This window comes from Mesorhizobium comanense (assembly GCF_005503535.1).
Taxonomy (GTDB): Bacteria; Pseudomonadota; Alphaproteobacteria; order Rhizobiales; family Rhizobiaceae; genus Mesorhizobium; species Mesorhizobium comanense.
This window is the reverse complement of record NZ_SCNN01000015.1, coordinates 93,283-108,033: the sequence shown is the minus strand read 5'-3', so window position 1 is coordinate 108,033 and position 14,751 is coordinate 93,283. Positions and strand designations below refer to the sequence as shown.

Here is a 14,751-nt window from a genome sequence, read left to right as displayed (position 1 = left end):
TCGGCGCCGCCCAATGGCGATCCAGGCGCCAAGCAACCGGTCCTTGGCAATAAGCGTGCATGGCAGCTTGGTGCATTTGTTGTCCTGCGCCGAGCCGGTCGACCCCCACTCCGTCGAGCTTCGCTCGACACCTCTCCCCCGATCGACGGGGGAGAGGAAAGGCGCCAGGCTTTTTTGCCGTCAACACTCATCCAGTAAGGCTCCCTTCCTTTCCCTCCGGAGGGGGGAAAGGTGGCGCTGCGAAGCAGCGACGGATTGGGGGAACCACCTGCCAATCAGGCATCGCCTCGATAGCCTCGGACCGGAGCGATTGCCGGGATCGCCCAACGCCTCAGAGATGCTGGCGGATGAAGGCGCCGACTATGTCGATGGCCTGGCGCGCCGCCTGCAACTGCGCAAGGTTGGAGGGAAAGACATGCGTCATGCCTTCCCAGATATGCAGCGCCGCCTGGCCGCCGGCGCTCGACGCCGCCTCGACGACGCGGCGCGAATCGTCGAGCAGGATTTCGTCATCGCCGACATGCACCAGCAGCGGCGGCAGGCCGCCCAGGGGCTGATAGAGTGGCGAGGCGCGCGGGTCGGTGGGATCGGCATCCCTGAGGTACAGGTCAGCCGCCTTTTTCAACTCGGCGCGTTTCACCAGCGGATCGGCTTGCGCCCTCGTCAGCATCGAGCCGCCGGCAAGCGCAAGGTCGGTCCATGGCGACATCAGCACCGCGCAGCGCGGCATGGCGCCGGCGCCCTTTCTCGCCGTGGCCGCCGCCAGCGCCAGCAAGGACAGCGCAAGGCCGCCGCCGGCCGAGTCGCCGGCAACCGCGATGGCCTCGTAACCCATCTTGCCAAGGCCGGTGAAGACATCCAAAGCGTCGTCGACCGCGGCCGGAAAGGCGTGCTCGGGCGCCAGGCGGTAGTCGGGAATGAAGGCCGGGGCGCCGGCACGCTGCACGATCTGGCTGACGAAGTTGCGATGACCGATGGCGGAGCCCAGCACATAGGCGCCGCCATGAAAATAGAGGATCACGGCGCGCGTCGCGCCAGCCTTTGGCCGGCACCACCAGCCCGGTATCGTGCCGACCGTGCCTGCCTCGATGCTGATGCCGTCGGCGGCGGGCGTCTGTTGCATCAGCTCTTCGAAGGCCGGCCTCGCCGCCGGAGCAAATTCCAGCGGCGGCAGCGTTGCCAGCAACTCGCGCATCGCTTGCATGATCGCCCGGTCGCGCTCGTCCTCGGGATGGATTTCGACGCTCATGGCGGCTGTCCGGATTAGGGTTTGAGAAGCTCGGTGCGGAATTGCGGCGCGAGGGCCGCGGCCTTGGCGAGGAAGGCGCCGAACTCCGCCGGGCTGAGTTTCGGCGCGGCCGCGGTGCGGCTCGCGACCGGTACGCCGACACTGGCGAAGAACTCCTCCTGTCCCGCCGGCGCGCACAGGCACAGCATGCGCGCGTCCGCGCCCGAGGCATTCCTGAAGGAATGCGGCGCGTTGGCGGGGATGTTCACCGTCATGCCTGGCCTGGCCACGCTCTTCTCACCGCGGAAGGTGAATTCGATCTCGCCTTCCAGGAGATGAAACGTCTCCTCGAAGTCGTGCCGGTGAGGCCCGGGGCCGCCGCCATCGGGAACCTTCATGTCGATGAGGCAGAAGCGCCCGGCCGTCTGCGCACCGGAGAGCAGGACCGTGTAGGTGTCGCCTACCATGGCCAGGTGCCGGAGCGACGGATCGTCGGGATCGACAATCGACAACTGGCGGTTGGGATCGTCGGCGGGAATTGTGAACTCAGGCATGTCTGATCTCCAGGGGTCGGCGAGGCTCCCAGCCTTCTGTCAGTGGTAGCTGCTGGCAGGCGCCGAAGCACCAAAAAGCTCGTTCGACCGGCTGGACTCACTGTCCCACGGATGGAACAGTCGCCGGCATGATCGACCTCAACGATTTGCGCGTCTTCGAGAAGGTGGCGGCGGCCAGCAGCTTCTCGGCTGCCGGCCGCGTGCTCGGCCTGCCGAAATCGACGGTCAGCCGCAACATCGCGCGCCTGGAGCAGCAACTGGGCGCACGGCTGTTCCAGCGCAGCACCCGCGCGGTGATCCTGACCGCCGCGGGGGAGGCGCTGCGGGCGCGTTGCATCGACCTGATGTCGCGGATCGACGACACGGTGACCTATGTCGAGAGCCTTGCCGGCGAGCCGCGCGGCCTGCTGCGGATCAGCGCCGGCATCGGCTTCGGCATCAACGTGCTGTCGCGGCATCTGCCGGCATTCCTCGCCCGCTTTCCCCATGTCGACGTGGCGCTCGACCTGACCAGCCGCGATCTCGACCTTGTCGCCGAGCGGGTCGACGTGGCGATCCGCATGGGACCGCTGCCGGATTCGGCGCTGGTGGCGACGCGCCTGGGCAGCGTGCGCCGCTGCCTTGCCGCCGCGCCAGACTATCTCTCCCGGCACGGTACGCCGCTGACGCCGGCCGCATTGTCAAAGCACGAGTGCATCGAAATGCCTCGTGGCGACGGGCGCACGAGGACCTGGCATTTTTACCGGGGTGGCGAGATGGCCACGGTCGATGTGCGCAACCGGGTCAGCGTCAACGATGCGCTGACCATCCATCAGTTGGTTCGCAACGGCGCCGGCCTTGGCGTGCTTTCGACCTATCTCTGCGTCGACGACTTCGCCGAAGGCCGTCTCGTCCGGCTGCTCGGCGATTGGGAGATCGCGCCGGTCGAGGTCAACCTTTTGTTTCCGAGCAAGCGCGAGCTATCGCAAACCGTGCGCGCCTTCGTGGATTTCATGCGCGAGGTCTCGGTTCCCAACGAGCATTGGCAAGGCGGAATCCCGGCGACGGATTGAGTTCTCGACGGCGACGCTCAGATCGGCAATTCCGAGGTATGTTTGATCGTCTGGCTGGGGACATCGGTCTTGACGTTCTGCACGCCCCTGATGCGGCTCAGATGCTCGGACTGGAAGCGGCGATAGTCGTCGATGCTGGCCGCCACGACGCGCACCATGGCGTCACAGTCGCCCAGCATCAGGTAGCATTCCATGACCTGCGGCAGTTTCGCCACTTCGGTGGCGAAGTGCCCGATCGTGTCCTCGTCCTGCGTCTTCAGCCAGATGCGGGTGAAGAAGGTCAGGCCCTTGCCGATGCTGGCCGGATTGAGCACGGCGACATAGCGGTCGATGACGCCGGCCTCCTCCAGCAGTTTCACGCGCCGCAGGCAAGGCGAGGGCGACAGGCCGACTTCCGCGGCCAGCTCGTTGTTGGCCATGCGGCCGTCGCGCTGCAGGGCGCGCAGGATACGTCTGTCGATGTCATCGAGCTTCATGGTGCTGAACTCCAGCCTTCGCCTGCTTTTCGGCATCCAATGCCAAAATCATCCAATACACAACAATCTTCGCAATCAAATTGCGGGGCAATGTGGGTATGTTTGCCACCGGAATCCTGAGAGTTGAACACAGGGAAGCGGCGGCCGCGAGGCTGGGCCGACGGCAAGCCATGAGCATTTTGCAGACAGTCGAGGCGACGGGCGAAAGGTCGGGAAGCGAATTCCGGCGCGGCGTGGCGTCCTGCGCGCCGGTGCTGCTCGGCACCATTCCCTATGCGCTGGTGCTGGGCGCGCAGGCCACGCAGAAGGGCCTCAGCGTCGTGGAACTGTCGCTGATGACCGGGTTGAATTTCGCCGGTGGTTCGGAATTCGCGGCGATCCAGCTGTGGACGTCGCCGCCCCACATCGTGCTGATCGTGGCCATCACCTTCCTGGTCAACAGCCGGCATCTGCTGATGGGAGCAGCACTCGCGCCGTTCCTGCGCCACCTGCCGCGGCGCAAGGTGTTTCCGGCGCTGTTCTTCATGTGCGACGAGAGCTGGGCGCTGGGCCTCGCCGACGCCAGGCAGCGCGCCGGGGCAGGCCTCATGCCGGCCTTCAGTCCGCGCTATTACATGGGCGCGGCCTTGGCGATGTATCTGACCTGGGTAAGCTTCACCACGGTCGGCGCCTTGCTCGGCCCGATGCTCGGCGATGTCGGAACCTACGGGTTCGACATGGCGTTTCCGGCGGTCTTTCTGGTGCTGATGCGCGGCATGTGGAAAGGGATGGCGCCGGCGCTGCCCTGGCTGGTCAGCCTCGTGGTCGCGGCGCTTGTCTATCTCCTCGTGCCCGGCGCTTGGTATGTCGCGGCGGGCGCGGTGTCGGGGCTGGCTTCGGCCTGGTTGCTGTGGAGGCAAGAGCCATGATCGATGCAATGACCCTTCTCACCATCGTGCTGATGGCCGGCGTCACCTATCTCAGCCGCATCGGCGGCTATGTCGTGCTGCGCAACCGCGTGCTCAGCGCACGCGCGACCGCCGTGATGGAGGCGGCGCCCGGCTGCGTGCTGATCTCGGTCATCGCGCCGGCCTTCGTGTCGCGCAATCCGGCCGATCTCGCAGCGCTGGCCGTGACATTCGTCGCCGCGACGCGGTTTTCGATGCTGCCGACGGTGCTGATCGGCGTCGGCGCGGCCGGGATACTGAGGCACTTGATCGGCTAAAACAGAAAAGGCAGGCCTGTGCCTGCCTTTCCCGGATTGCGTTGGGCCGCCGGCTTATGCCGCGGCGGCAACGTCACGGGCCTGCGCCACCACAGCGTCGACCTTGGCGGTGGCCTTGGCCAGAGCGGCGGTCACCGCGTCCGGCCCCATGCCGACACCCTCGATGCGGATGACGTCGACATCGGTCATGCCGATGAAGCCGAGCACCGAGCGCAGATAGGGGATGGCATGATCCATCTGCACGGCAGCACCCTCGGAATAGATGCCGCCGGAGGCCAGCACGATATAGACCTTCTTGCCGGTGACGAGGCCCTTCGGGCCATTCTCGCCATAGGCGAAGCTGCGGCCGGAGCGGGCGACATGGTCGACCCAGGACTTCAGCGTCGAGGAGATGTTGAAGTTGATGAAGCCAGTGGCCAGGATCACCGTGTCGGCGGCGAAGAGTTCGTCCAGCACGACGTCGGAAACGCCGACGACTTCAGCCTGGCGCGGGGTGCGCGCTTCGGCAGGGGTATAGATACCGGTTGCATAATCGGCGTCGATATGCGGCAGCGGGTTGGCGACGAGGTCGCGCACGACGAGCGTGTTCGACGGGTCGGCCGCGACAAGCTTCTGCGCGAATTCGGTAGCGATGCGGGTCGAGTGCGAGGCGGCGCCGCGCGGGCTCGAAGTGACAAGAAGAATGGACATAGCGGGTCTCTCCAGTGGAATGAATTGTCCCGCTGCATATGGGTCTATCGATCGATCGGATAAACTGGTATATTTTATATACGATCCATCAACAATTTGGATACGCCATGCAGCCCAATCCGACCCTCGACCAGCTTCAGATCCTTGTCGCCGTTGCCGATACGGGGAGTTTCTCCGCCGCCGGCCGCAAACTCAACCGGGCCCAGTCCGTCATCAGCTACGGCATCGCCAATCTCGAGGCGCAGCTTGGGCTGAAGCTCTTCGAGCGCGAGGGCACGCGCGAGCCGCAGCTGACCGAGATCGGCAGGGCCATGCTGGAGGACGCGCGGCGCATGGTCGGGGTGCTGCAACGCATGCGCTCACGCGTCGATGGCCATCATCACGGGCTGGAGGCCGAGGTGGCGATGTCGGTCGATATGACCCTTCCTTCGCCCGTGCTGGTGCGGGTGCTGAAGGCATTCGAAGCGCAGTTTCCGACCGTGATGCTGCGTCTGCATATCGGCACGCTCGGCCTGATCCCCGACCATGTTGTCGGCGGCCAGGCCGATCTGGGCATTGGCGGCCTGCTGGGCGAGGTCGACGTGCATCTCGTGCGCATCGGCTTCATGTCGATGGTGCCCGCCGCGGCGCCCGACCACCCGCTGGCGTTGCTGCCGAAGCCGGTGAAGATCGAGGATGTGCGCGAACACACGCAGCTCGTCGTCACCGACCAGTCCGAGCGCACCAAGGGGCGCGACTATGGCGTTTTCGCCTATCGCACCTGGCGGCTGACGGACATGCACACCAAGCGTATGCTGATGCGCGAGGGGCTGGGTTGGGGCGGGCTGCCGCGTTGGCTGATATCAGACGACCTGGCCACCGGCCGCCTGGTGGAGCTTGATCTCGAACCCTTCAGGGAAGTGAGTTCGCCACTGTTTGCCATGCACCGAAACGATCGCAGCCCGAAGCCGGCGGCGGCCTGGCTGATCGACCAGTTCAAGCGCCAGCTCAGCCGTTTCAACGAGTTCGAGCCGGGGAAGGTGCCGGAGGAGGAGCCGGCGACAGGCCATCGACCAGCGCCATGAGAACGGCGCGATAGTCTTCACCCGATCCGCCGGCCTCGATGGCAAGCGCTGCCCGGTCGAAGGCGGCGGCGAGCAGGGCGGTCAGCGCGTCCGCTGGCAATCTCGTCAGCGTGTTGGCCCGCATCGCCGCGACCAGGCCCTCGCGCAGCGAGCGGTTGCCGTGGCGGTTGTCGATGGCATCCATCGCGGCGCGGCCGAGCACGGCCGGCCCGTCGAGCAGCAGCAGGCGCGTGCGGCCGGGCGCGCGCATGGCGTCGAGATAGGCGTCGGAGCCGGCAATCAGCGCATCCCGGGCCTCGAGCGAGGGCGGGGAGGCGCGGTCGATTTCCTCGGCCACCAGTTGCGCCTCCTTTTCGACCACGGCGGCGAACAGCGCCTGCTTGTCGGCGAAGTGGTGGTAGAGCGCGCCGCGTGTCACGCCGGCGGCGGCGACGATCTCGGGCGTCCCGGTCTCGGCATAGGATTTTTCCGTGAACAGTTTTCGCGCCGCCGCCATCAGATCGGCGCGGGTCGCCTCGGTGCGGTCGCGGTTGGAACGGCGCGCGGATTCCTGTTGCATACATGCAGCCTGTATGTTAGTTCGATTTACATGCAGACTGTATGTTATCTGACAGGAGAAGAAAAGATGAAGACGACGAGCTATTATCCGGTGCTGATGACCGGCGATGTCGCCGGTACGGCGGCCTTCTATGTCGAACATTTCGGCTTTAGGCCGCTGTTCGAGAGCGACTGGTACGTGCACCTGCAATCGGCGGACAACAAACGCGTCAACCTCGGTATCGTCCAGGGCGACCATGAGACGATCCCGCCGGAGGGGCGGGGGCGCACGTCGGGGCTGCTGATCAATTTCGAGGTCCGCGACCCCGACGCGGTTTATAAGCGGATCACCGCCGCCGGCCTGCCCATCCTGCGCACGCTGCGCGACGAACCCTTCGGCCAGCGCCACTTCATCACCAGGGATCCCAACGGTGTGCTGATCGACGTCATCAAGCCGATCCCGCCCAGCGAGGAATTCCTGGCGCAATATGCCGAGGGCGCCGCGGGGGTTTGAGCGTGATCCCTGGCCGCTAATCGTCGATGGTGGACGGCGAAGCCATCGCGATCCCGCATGTTCAAGCAAGGTCGCCTCATGGCTCGCCTGGCATTTGCAAAGCAAAGAGACCGGTGCCATTTGAGCCATGGGCGGAATTTCCCGAGGTTCAACTTTCCAGTAGCAATAACCCTTGCGGAAGAACTTCTTTGGCTGTTGTATTGCTCCAATAATGGTCGAGTCGGGGGAGGCTATGGCCACGGACTTCAAGACCGTTCTGCGGTCGGAGTATCGCGCAGTCATCCACCGCCGCAAAAGGCTGGGCGTGAAGGTTTCGAGCGATGCCAGCGGCGGCAAGCCCGATTCCGTCCCCAGGCACGATCCGGCCTGGCTGTTCGGTGTGGCGCTTTCGGGCGGCGGGATAAGGTCGGCTTCGTTTTGTCTTGGCGCTTTGCAAGCCCTCGACCAGTACGCGCTCACGCCCCGCATCGACTATCTGTCGACGGTATCGGGCGGCGGCTATATCGGATCGGCGATGGTCGCCGACATGACGCGTCAGGAACGCAGGCAGGCGAGGAGGGGCAAGGACGGACAGCTCGTTTTCCCCTTCGCTTCGGACGACGATGTGCATGACAACAAGCTCGTCGGCCATATCCGCGACAACAGCCGTTTTCTTGCGCCACGCGGCTTTCGCGACATCACGCTGTCGATCGGCATCCTCATGCGCGGCTGGACGGTCAATTTCCTGTTGCTGCTAACGTTGCTCCTGCCGCTGGCGACGTTCATCATCCTCACGAACCCGACCACCGACCATCTCGGGCATAGCATCGTCCTTGACGTCTGCAACTGGCTACTGGGGGACAACTGGGGCAAGGCTGGCTGGGGCGCCAGCCTGCGATCGATGATCGCCAATCCGTTCGTACTATCCCGCTCGGCCCTGGCGGTCTTCGCCGTCTGGCTGGTTGGATGGGGGCTGCGGCGATCCTACTCCGACAGCTACGCCACCGCGCGCAAGGGCGAGCATCTGGAGCAGGACAGCCTCTGGGCCAAGGATGGGCGCACCTTGCTTCTGGTCACGGCCGGCCTGTTCCTGATCGAAGTTCAGCCCAAGATCATCCTGTGGTTGATCGAGGTGACCTCACCGAGATTCGGCCACCGGCAGACGACACTGGAAACGCTCAAGGCGCTGATCACCGCGGCGGCAGCCGTTGTCACGGCCACCGCGGCGTTCAGGGGGATATTGATTTCCTGGCTGCAGAAGGCCCTGAATTCACCAAAGATCGGTCACCAGATCCGCGGTTATCTGGCGCGCGCGGCATTCCTGGCACTGGGGCTTGCCTTGCCTCTGCTGATCTACGGTTTCTTCCTGCTGATCACGCTGTGGGGCATCAAATTGTCTCCGGTCACATTTCACGGCTTCGATGTGTCCTGGTTGCTTGGCCGTGCTACCGGCTATGCCTATGGCCCGGCCTGGCTGACTGCCAACAACCACCTGCTGTTCACCATCCTGATCCTATGCATGGCGCTGTTCCTGGCGGGGCGAACGTTTGCCGTCCGCTATCTGGCCGACGATCTGGCGCCCGGCCGGCTCACCAGCTTCTTTGCCGCGATGAAGCACGACTACAGCGGGTCGGTGGTGGCAAAGGTCTTGCTCGTTCTGGCGAGTTCGGCTGTTTTCGCCGTTGCCGCCAGGATGGCGGGAGGTGTCTGGCATCCGGACCAGTTCACGGTGCTGCTCAACTATCTGGCCATCACCGCCATCGTCATAACCGTCGCCTTTAACTTCACCGAGAATGCCAACGGCCTGCATCGTCTTTATCGGGATCGGCTGCGGTGGGCGTTTCGGCTCGGCGGCAGCGAAGGCATGGCCGACATCGCGTTGACGGAACTCGGCGCAAAAGCGCCCTATCTGCTGATAAACGGCACCTTGAATGTCCGCCGCGCCAAGCAAGTCGCCGATCCTCCTAGGAAATCCCTGATTGGGAGTGCGCTTGGCTGGGTGGCCAGAAAGATTGCCGCTGCCATCAGGCTGAGTGCGTGGTGGGGCGGGCCGGACATTGTTCTGCCCCGTCGCCGCCAGCCTCAGCCAAAGGTGGCAGTCGGGCAAGCCCTGGCCGATCCCAGCAAGCGGGGACGCAATGCCGAATTCTTCCTGTTTTCGAAACATTTCGTCGGCAGCGAATCAACCGGCTATGTGACCTCCGCCGCTATGGCCAAGGAGGAGGGGCAACTGGATCTCGCGGCGGCGGCGGCGATTTCGGGCGCCGCCATTTCTTCAAGCATGGGACGCATCAGTCTCGGCTTGCTCGGACCCACACTGGCGTTGCTCAATTTGCGGCTCGGGTTCTGGCTTCCCAATCCAAACCGGGTCGGGCTTGAGAACGACCCTGCCGCACCGGGCTCGATCGGCACCGAAGAGGATCCTCCCAGGCGCAGCTGGGAGGATATATTGCGGCTGTACCTGCTTGCGGAGGCGACGGGGCAGCTGAGGTCGGACAGTTCGCGCGTCTACATCACCGATGGCGGCCATATCGACAATATCGGCCTCTACCAACTGCTGAAGCGCAAGTGCAAGCTGATCATCGTTGTCGATGCCGAGGCCGATGCCGGCATGAATTTCGGCGCCTTCACCGATGTGCAGCGCTTCGCCAGGATTGATCTTGGCGCCCGCATCTCGCTCGACTGGCGCCCGGTCAGGGACGCGGCCCTGGCGCGCGACGTCGACCGCGCCAAGATCATCCCGGCGGGCTCGCCGCTGCATCTAAGGCATTTCGCCGTCGGCAAGATCCTCTACGAGAATGATCCAACGGAAGGCATCCTGCTTTACGTCAAGGCATCGGTCACCGGCGACGAGCCCGATTACGTCCTGGACTATGAGCGCCGCTACCCGCTCTTCCCCAACGAGCCGACCAGCGACCAGTTCTTCTCCGAGGAGCAGATGGAAGCCTATCGGGCGCTCGGGTTTCATGCCATGCGCGTGGCGCTTCGCGAGCAGCAACCAGGTACCGGCGTGAAAGGGCTCGACAGCATGCAGGCAAGCCTGGTGACCCTGCTGAAGATGCGGCTGGGCAATCAGGGGCAAGAAATCAACTAGGCAGGCCAGTGGGCCGGCGTCTCCAAGCGTCAATTCCTTGCCACCGGCGTCACCGCCACCTGGCTGACGCCGGTGCGGCGCACCACCGTGCACAGGGTCTCGCGGCCGATGCGTTCGGCGTCGAGCATGCGCACGAGGTCGTCGACGCCGGTGACCGGGCGCCCGTCTATGGCCGCGATGATGTCGCCCTCCTTGAGACCGGCCTTCGCCGCCGGGCCGTCCTTCTCGACGCTGCGCAGCCGAACAGCGGTGCTGGTCGACACCTGCGACAGGAGCGCCGCGCGGCGCGGCAGGTTTGTCGTGTCGGCGGAGACGCCGATGAAGGCGCGGCGCACGCGGCCGAAGCGGATGATCTCGGAAATGACGAAGCGGGCGGTGTTGGACGCGACCGCGAAGGCGATGCCTTGCGCGCCGTGGATCATGGCGGTGTTGACGCCGATGACCTCGCCCGCCGACGACACCAATGGCCCGCCCGAATTGCCGGGGTTGAGCGCGGCGTCGGTCTGGATGACGTCGTCGATCAGCCGGCCGGTGGAAGCGCGCATCGAGCGGCCGAGTGCCGATACGACACCCGACGTGACGGTCCATTCGAAGCCCAGCGGATTGCCGATGGCGATCGCGATCTGGCCGCGCCGCAGCCGCTTGGAATCACCCAGCGGCGCGACATCTGAAAAACTGCCGTCGGCGCGCACCAGGGCGATGTCGGTGTCGGGATCGCGGCCGAGCACGCGGCCTTCGCCGGAAGAGCCATCGGGCATCGAGACGCGCACCGTTTTGGTGTCGCCCACGACATGGAAGTTGGTGACCACCAGCCCATCCGGCGCGATGACGAAACCCGAACCATGACCGCCCTGGCCACCGATGCGCTCGATGCGGCACACGGCCGGACCGATGCGGTCGACGGCGTCGGCGACCGTCATGGAATAGGCGTCGAGCAAGGTGTCGTCGGGTTCGTATTTGGCGGCGGGAAGGGCCATGAAAGGGCTCCGTGTTTTCAAGCGCAGGGATAACTATATGTGCGGAGCGGCTGGAACCGCCGCGACCTGACCAGATGGCCAGTCAAACCGGCTACTAGCCGTCAGGCGAGTACCTCCAGGGGCGCTATCGGGCGATATCTGGGACATGACGAACCCCAGGAGACAGACATGAGCGATTTCAACCTGAGTGCCTATTCGGAGGCCATAGCCGATCTTGCCGCCAAGGCGGCTCCGGCGATGGCTGGCTTCGCCACCCATCATCACCGCACGGCAAGCGCCTTCCATTGGAGTGACGGCTATTTCGTCACCGCCGAGGAGGCGGTCGAGGCCGGCGAGGAGATCGAACTGACGCTAGCGTCCGGCGAGACGGTGAAAGCCGAACTGGTCGGCCGCGATCCTTCGACCGGAATTGCCCTGCTGAAGCCTGCAACTGCCGTCAATGCCGCGCCGTTGGCCAAGGCGGACGCTGTGCGGCCCGGCAACATCGTCATTGCGATCGGCAGCAGCCAGGGCTCGGCGCTGGCCGTATCGGGCTCGGTCGGCGAAGTTGGCCCGGCCTGGCGCTCGATGCGTGGCGGCACCATCGACCGGCGCATCAACCTGGCCGTCGGCGCCGGCGGACGCTTCGAGGGCGGAGCGGTGCTGGATGCCAAGGGCGCCCTGATCGGCATGTTGCTGTTCGGGCCGCGCGGCCGCGCGCTGGTCATGCCCTATGAGACGATCGAACGGGCGGTGGCGACCCTGCGCGAAAAAGGCCATGTGGCGCGCGGCTATCTCGGCGCCGGCCTGCATCCGGTGCGCGACCGCGACGCCAAGGGCGCGATGGTGATGAGCCTGGACGACGATGGCCCGGCCAAGGCCGCCGGCCTGTCGCTGGGCGACATCATCGTCGCCTGGAACGGCGAGGCCGTGCATGGTCCGCGCGAGCTGATCCGCAGGCTCGGCCCAGACAGCGCGGGCGCCTCCGTGACGCTCGGCGTGGTGCGCGGCGGTGAAAGGCGCGACGTGCAACTCACCGTCGGCGAGAAGCCGCTCTCCTGAGAGGAATGATGGACATATCGGCCAGCGATCGCATCATGAGTGACAGCACCACCGCGCGGCGGCTGGTGGTGCTGGTTGCGCTTGGGGATGCGGCGCGCGCCGAGCAGCTGGCAGCCTCGCTTGCCGCGAGCGAGGATCTGTTGCCGGTCGTGGCCGGTCCGGCCGATGTGGCCGTCGTCGACGACAGGAGCAGCAATGCCGTGCCGGCCTCGACGCCGCGGGTGCTGCTGTCGGGCCGCGCCGAGGGCGAGCGGCCAGCCGGCGAAGTCCTGGCCGTCATCACCGCCGGCACCGACGATCTGCTCATCGCATCGGCTGTGCGGCTGGCGGCGGCGGGTTATCGGATTTCCGCCGGCGTGCGCGCCAGCCCGCAGGATTTCCACGGCGGTGAAAGCGAGCCGCTGGAGGAGGAAGCTTCCGACGAGCATGCCGCTCACCCGGCGCTGTCGCCGCGCGAGGCGGAGGTGCTGGCGCTGCTGGCCGAAGGCGCGCCCAACAAGGTGATCGCTCGGAGGCTCAACATTTCCGTGCACACGGCGAAATTCCATGTCGCGGCGATTTTGATCAAGCTCGGCGCGGCGAACCGGACGGATGCCATCGCAATCGCCATGCGCCAAGGGCTTGTGCTGGTTTAGGAACCCAAGTTCTGTGAGACCCTCCGCAGCGTCACCATAGCTTCGCGCCAGAAGCTCTTGTATCCCGCTGCGGCGCGCGCAAGGATCGCGCAACGAGACAATGCAAGCGGAGGAAAGATGTCGCTCAAGGGAAAGACGCTGTTTATCTCCGGCGGGTCGCGCGGCATCGGGCTGGCGATCGCGCTGCGGGCGGCGCGCGACGGCGCCAATGTGACGATCGCCGCCAAGACCGCGGAGCCGCATCCCAAGCTGCCGGGCACGATCTACACCGCAGCCGAAGAGATCGAGCAGGCCGGCGGCAAGGCGCTGCCCATGCTGTGCGATATCCGCGAAGAGGCACAGGTCGCCGAGGCTGTCGCAAAGACCGTGGAAAAATTCGGCGGCATCGACATCTGCGTCAACAACGCCAGCGCCATTCAGCTCACCGGCACGCTGGAAACCGACATGAAGCGCTACGACCTGATGCACCAGATCAACACGCGCGGCACCTTCCTGGTGTCCAAAATGTGCATTCCGCATTTGAAGTTAGCCGGCAATCCTCACATCCTGAATCTGGCGCCGCCGCTCGACATGGAGGCCAAGTGGTTCAAGAACCATGTCGCCTACACCATGGCCAAGTTCGGCATGTCGATGTGCACGCTGGGCATGAGCGCGGAGTTCGCCAAGGACGGCATCGCGGTCAATTCGCTGTGGCCCATCTCGACCATCGACACGGCGGCCGTGCGCAACCTGCTGGGCGGCGCCACGGTCGCCGCGATGAGCCGGTCGCCCGACATCATGGCCGACGCCGCGCACGCCATCTTCCTGCGGCCATCGCGCGAGGCGACAGGCAATTTCTACATCGACGAGGAAGTGCTGCGCGCCGAGGGCGTCACGGATTTCTCGGTCTATGCGCCCGGCGCGACCGGGCCGCTGGCCGGCGACTTTTTCGTGCCGGACGCGGTTTTTGCGCGCACGGACAGCAAGATCAGGAGCATTTACTGACGCTGCGCCGGCGCTGCCACCGCCTGCTGGCGCCTTCTCCTCGTAAAACGGGGAGAAGGAAGCCGCTTCACGCCTCGTCCTTCTTGCCTTTGCTCAGGCCCATCAGCCGGTCGATATAGGCCAGCATCAGCGCCGAAACGACGAAGGCGAGGTGGATGATGGTGAGCCACATCAACTGGTCCGTCGAGTAGGACGACGAGTTGAGGAACACCTGCAGGAGGTGGATGGACGAGATGGCGACGATGGTCGAGGCCACCTTGACCTTGAGCGAGCCGACATCGATCGTGCCCAGCCAGTGGACGCTCTCGCCATCCTGGTCTTCGAAACGGCTGACGAAGTTCTCGTAGCCGGAGATGATGACCATGACCACAAGCGAAGCCACGAGAGCGGCATCGATCAGTCCCAGCATTTTAAGAATGGTATCGGTGTCGCCCAGCAGGAACACCGTGGTGATGAATTCATAGAGCTTCTTGCCGAAGGACAGGGCATAGACGGCCAGTGCCAGGCCCAACCCGATGTAGAACACGACCAGCAGCCAGCGCGAGGCCAGGATGATCGATTCGATGGCGAGTTCGAGGCGCTTCATGGGTGGTGCTCCGGGGGCTGTCAGATCGTATTTCGGTCACCCGGCCGCTGTTTGCAAGACAAAAGAGCAGGCAGCAAAAAACCCCGCCGGAGAGGGGCCGGCGGGGCTCAATGCGTCCCGCTGGAGTCGGGACGGG

The 14,751-nt window shown here is 65.1% G+C and carries 16 protein-coding genes; 9 read left to right on the top strand and 7 right to left on the bottom strand.

Annotation, left to right across the window (positions count from 1 at the left end; all coding sequences use genetic code 11):
- Positions 1 to 331: 331 nt before the first annotated feature.
- Both FFS37_RS23700 and FFS37_RS23695 read right to left on the bottom strand, forming a co-directional pair.
- Positions 332 to 1,249, bottom strand: coding sequence for an alpha/beta hydrolase (locus tag FFS37_RS23700; protein WP_210240471.1), 918 nt, complete (start codon positions 1,247 to 1,249; stop codon positions 332 to 334).
- 14 nt (positions 1,250 to 1,263) lie between these two features.
- Positions 1,264 to 1,782 (bottom strand): cupin domain-containing protein, encoded by a 519-nt coding sequence (locus FFS37_RS23695; RefSeq protein ID WP_137933392.1) that lies wholly within the window; start codon positions 1,780 to 1,782, stop codon positions 1,264 to 1,266.
- Between the two features lie 128 nt (positions 1,783 to 1,910).
- Between FFS37_RS23695 and FFS37_RS23690 the strand changes: the two genes are divergently transcribed.
- The gene (locus FFS37_RS23690; protein WP_137933391.1) at positions 1,911 to 2,834 is read left to right on the top strand and encodes a LysR family transcriptional regulator; all 924 of its coding nucleotides are present in this window, start codon (positions 1,911 to 1,913) and stop codon (positions 2,832 to 2,834) included.
- A 17-nt stretch (positions 2,835 to 2,851) separates the two neighbouring features.
- On the opposite strand, the gene FFS37_RS23685 is transcribed toward FFS37_RS23690, so the two are convergent.
- The gene (locus FFS37_RS23685; protein WP_137933390.1) at positions 2,852 to 3,310 is read right to left on the bottom strand and encodes an Lrp/AsnC family transcriptional regulator; all 459 of its coding nucleotides are present in this window, start codon (positions 3,308 to 3,310) and stop codon (positions 2,852 to 2,854) included.
- Between the two features lie 170 nt (positions 3,311 to 3,480).
- On the opposite strand from FFS37_RS23685, the gene FFS37_RS23680 reads away from it, so the two are divergent.
- Complete coding sequence (locus FFS37_RS23680; RefSeq protein ID WP_137933389.1) at positions 3,481 to 4,218, top strand: AzlC family ABC transporter permease; 738 nt, start codon at positions 3,481 to 3,483, stop codon at positions 4,216 to 4,218.
- Positions 4,215 to 4,514 carry an AzlD family protein gene (locus tag FFS37_RS23675; RefSeq protein WP_137933388.1) on the top strand — a complete coding sequence of 100 codons (300 nt, stop codon included), beginning with the start codon at positions 4,215 to 4,217 and terminating at the stop codon, positions 4,512 to 4,514. Before FFS37_RS23680 ends, FFS37_RS23675 begins: the two co-directional genes overlap by 4 nt.
- A 54-nt stretch (positions 4,515 to 4,568) precedes the next feature.
- Here the strand turns inward: FFS37_RS23675 and FFS37_RS23670 are convergent, their stop codons facing one another.
- Positions 4,569 to 5,204: an FMN-dependent NADH-azoreductase gene (locus FFS37_RS23670; protein WP_137933387.1), complete on the bottom strand. Its 636-nt coding sequence runs from the start codon at positions 5,202 to 5,204 to the stop codon at positions 4,569 to 4,571.
- Between the two features lie 107 nt (positions 5,205 to 5,311).
- On the opposite strand from FFS37_RS23670, the gene FFS37_RS23665 reads away from it, so the two are divergent.
- The gene (locus FFS37_RS23665) at positions 5,312 to 6,268 is read left to right on the top strand and encodes a LysR family transcriptional regulator (protein WP_137933386.1); all 957 of its coding nucleotides are present in this window, start codon (positions 5,312 to 5,314) and stop codon (positions 6,266 to 6,268) included.
- Here the strand turns inward: FFS37_RS23665 and FFS37_RS23660 are convergent.
- A complete protein-coding gene (locus FFS37_RS23660; protein WP_137933385.1) occupies positions 6,201 to 6,827 on the bottom strand; it encodes a TetR/AcrR family transcriptional regulator in 627 nt (208 codons plus the stop codon). The two genes, FFS37_RS23665 and FFS37_RS23660, sit on opposite strands and share 68 nt — an antisense overlap.
- Positions 6,828 to 6,893: 66 nt before the next feature.
- Between FFS37_RS23660 and FFS37_RS23655 the strand changes: the two genes are divergently transcribed.
- Entirely contained in the window at positions 6,894 to 7,319 is a 426-nt protein-coding gene (locus FFS37_RS23655; RefSeq protein WP_137933384.1) for a VOC family protein, read from the top strand.
- Between the two features lie 232 nt (positions 7,320 to 7,551).
- Positions 7,552 to 10,392, top strand: a complete 2,841-nt coding sequence (locus FFS37_RS23650; RefSeq protein ID WP_137933383.1) for a patatin-like phospholipase family protein — start codon at positions 7,552 to 7,554, stop codon at positions 10,390 to 10,392.
- A gap of 29 nt (positions 10,393 to 10,421) precedes the next feature.
- On the opposite strand, the gene FFS37_RS23645 is transcribed toward FFS37_RS23650, so the two are convergent.
- The gene (locus FFS37_RS23645; RefSeq protein WP_137933382.1) at positions 10,422 to 11,369 is read right to left on the bottom strand and encodes a S1C family serine protease; all 948 of its coding nucleotides are present in this window, start codon (positions 11,367 to 11,369) and stop codon (positions 10,422 to 10,424) included.
- Positions 11,370 to 11,537: 168 nt separating this feature from the next.
- Between FFS37_RS23645 and FFS37_RS23640 the strand changes: the two genes are divergently transcribed.
- The 3 genes from FFS37_RS23640 to FFS37_RS23630 all read left to right on the top strand — a co-directional run bounded on the left by FFS37_RS23640 (position 11,538) and on the right by FFS37_RS23630 (position 14,029).
- Positions 11,538 to 12,410, top strand: a complete 873-nt coding sequence (locus FFS37_RS23640; protein ID WP_137933381.1) for a S1C family serine protease — start codon at positions 11,538 to 11,540, stop codon at positions 12,408 to 12,410.
- A gap of 8 nt (positions 12,411 to 12,418) precedes the next feature.
- Entirely contained in the window at positions 12,419 to 13,045 is a 627-nt protein-coding gene (locus FFS37_RS23635) for a helix-turn-helix transcriptional regulator (protein WP_137933380.1), read from the top strand.
- Between the two features lie 117 nt (positions 13,046 to 13,162).
- Positions 13,163 to 14,029: an SDR family oxidoreductase gene (locus FFS37_RS23630; RefSeq protein WP_137933379.1), complete on the top strand. Its 867-nt coding sequence runs from the start codon at positions 13,163 to 13,165 to the stop codon at positions 14,027 to 14,029.
- Positions 14,030 to 14,096: 67 nt separating this feature from the next.
- On the opposite strand, the gene FFS37_RS23625 is transcribed toward FFS37_RS23630, so the two are convergent.
- On the bottom strand, positions 14,097 to 14,615 hold the full coding sequence (locus FFS37_RS23625; protein WP_137933378.1) for a TIGR00645 family protein: 519 nt from the start codon (positions 14,613 to 14,615) through the stop codon (positions 14,097 to 14,099).
- Positions 14,616 to 14,751 lie beyond the last annotated feature (136 nt).

Excerpts from the sequence above, each read along its gene's own strand:
- FFS37_RS23700 (WP_210240471.1), bottom strand. The coding sequence starts at position 1,249 with ATGAGCGTCGAAATCCATCCCGAGGACGAGCGCGACCGGGCGATCATG.
- FFS37_RS23695 (WP_137933392.1), bottom strand. The coding sequence starts at position 1,782 with ATGCCTGAGTTCACAATTCCCGCCGACGATCCCAACCGCCAGTTGTCG.
- FFS37_RS23690 (WP_137933391.1), top strand. The coding sequence starts at position 1,911 with ATGATCGACCTCAACGATTTGCGCGTCTTCGAGAAGGTGGCGGCGGCC.
- FFS37_RS23685 (WP_137933390.1), bottom strand. The coding sequence starts at position 3,310 with ATGAAGCTCGATGACATCGACAGACGTATCCTGCGCGCCCTGCAGCGC.
- FFS37_RS23680 (WP_137933389.1), top strand. The coding sequence starts at position 3,481 with ATGAGCATTTTGCAGACAGTCGAGGCGACGGGCGAAAGGTCGGGAAGC.
- FFS37_RS23675 (WP_137933388.1), top strand. The coding sequence starts at position 4,215 with ATGATCGATGCAATGACCCTTCTCACCATCGTGCTGATGGCCGGCGTC.
- FFS37_RS23670 (WP_137933387.1), bottom strand. The coding sequence starts at position 5,204 with ATGTCCATTCTTCTTGTCACTTCGAGCCCGCGCGGCGCCGCCTCGCAC.
- FFS37_RS23665 (WP_137933386.1), top strand. The coding sequence starts at position 5,312 with ATGCAGCCCAATCCGACCCTCGACCAGCTTCAGATCCTTGTCGCCGTT.
- FFS37_RS23660 (WP_137933385.1), bottom strand. The coding sequence starts at position 6,827 with ATGCAACAGGAATCCGCGCGCCGTTCCAACCGCGACCGCACCGAGGCG.
- FFS37_RS23655 (WP_137933384.1), top strand. The coding sequence starts at position 6,894 with ATGAAGACGACGAGCTATTATCCGGTGCTGATGACCGGCGATGTCGCC.
- FFS37_RS23650 (WP_137933383.1), top strand. The coding sequence starts at position 7,552 with ATGGCCACGGACTTCAAGACCGTTCTGCGGTCGGAGTATCGCGCAGTC.
- FFS37_RS23645 (WP_137933382.1), bottom strand. The coding sequence starts at position 11,369 with ATGGCCCTTCCCGCCGCCAAATACGAACCCGACGACACCTTGCTCGAC.
- FFS37_RS23640 (WP_137933381.1), top strand. The coding sequence starts at position 11,538 with ATGAGCGATTTCAACCTGAGTGCCTATTCGGAGGCCATAGCCGATCTT.
- FFS37_RS23635 (WP_137933380.1), top strand. The coding sequence starts at position 12,419 with ATGGACATATCGGCCAGCGATCGCATCATGAGTGACAGCACCACCGCG.
- FFS37_RS23630 (WP_137933379.1), top strand. The coding sequence starts at position 13,163 with ATGTCGCTCAAGGGAAAGACGCTGTTTATCTCCGGCGGGTCGCGCGGC.
- FFS37_RS23625 (WP_137933378.1), bottom strand. The coding sequence starts at position 14,615 with ATGAAGCGCCTCGAACTCGCCATCGAATCGATCATCCTGGCCTCGCGC.